General features: G+C 57.8%; 1 protein-coding gene. It reads right to left on the bottom strand.

Annotated elements, in window-relative coordinates:
* A partial coding sequence (locus SM418_RS37935) for an acyltransferase domain-containing protein (RefSeq protein ID WP_371946479.1) occupies positions 1–1,100 on the bottom strand: 1,100 nt, incomplete at its 3' end.
* Positions 1,101–1,141: the final 41 nt, after the last annotated feature.

The raw sequence follows: 1,141 nt of genomic DNA, 5'->3' as shown, positions 1-1,141 counted from the left end.
GTCTCCAACCAGTACCGCTTGCGCTGGAAGGCATAGGTCGGCAACTGCACCGCAGAGGGCCGTCCAGGGAACACCGCCTCCCAATCCACCGCCCCTCCACGCACAAACACCTCACCCAGCGAGTTGAGAAGGGTCCGGGTCTCGGAGCGATCCGGGCGCAGTACTGGTGCCAGTGCCGCAGTTGCGGTGTGGGCGTCGGTGAGGCAGTTCTGAATCATTGCGGTGAGAGCCCCGCCCGGGCCCAACTCTATAAAGGTGGATACCCCTCGGGTCTGAAGCGAAATCATGGCGTCGTAGAATCTCACTGGCTGGCGCACATGCCGCACCCAATATTCCGGTGAACATGCCTCCTCATCTCGAAGCAATTCACCGGTGACATTGGAAACGATTGGAATCATTGGGGGATGGAAGGTCAAGCTCTCTACAACTTTTCTAAAAGCATCGAGCATACTATCCATGTACGGAGAGTGGAATGCGTGACTGACTCGGAGTCGCTTGACCCTTCGCCCTCTCTTTCCCCATAGGGCAGCTATCTCAGATACGTGATGCTCATCACCGGAGATGACTACCGAGGATGGGCCGTTCACTGCCGCAATACTGACTTGCTGTTCTCGCCCCACCAGTTGAGGCGACACCTCAGTTTCGGATGCTTCGAGCGCCACCATTGCTCCTGTACAGGGCAGTGCCTGCATCAGACGGCCGCGAGCCACTACCAAATCGCAGGCGTCCTGCAGAGAAAGGACCCCTGCAACATGAGCAGCAGCTACTTCTCCAATAGAATGCCCGGCCAGGAAGTCCGGGGCAACTCCCCATCGCTTCACCAATCGAAACAACGCCACTTCAATCGCAAACAATGCTGCTTGCGTGAACGCTGTTTGATCCAGCAAATCCGCATTGGATGAACCCTTACCAGCAAACATTGTCTGCTTTATTGGATGATCTAGGCGAGCATCCAGGCAGTCACATACTGCATCGAGTTCTTCAGCAAAATCGGAGAAGCGGTCGTACAGCTCCCGTCCCATCCCCGCCCACTGCGACCCCTGCCCCGGGAACACAAACGCCACCTTCTCCCCGGCATCAGCCGCAATACCCTGCACCACCCCCGCAGCAACCCCTCCCTGAGCCACCGCACTCAGCCCAC

Origin of the sequence: Actinomadura chokoriensis (genome assembly GCF_041463665.1) — a bacterium.
GTDB lineage: Bacteria > Actinomycetota > Actinomycetes > Streptosporangiales > Streptosporangiaceae > Spirillospora > Spirillospora chokoriensis_A.
This window is presented reverse-complemented; position numbering and strand designations above follow the sequence as displayed.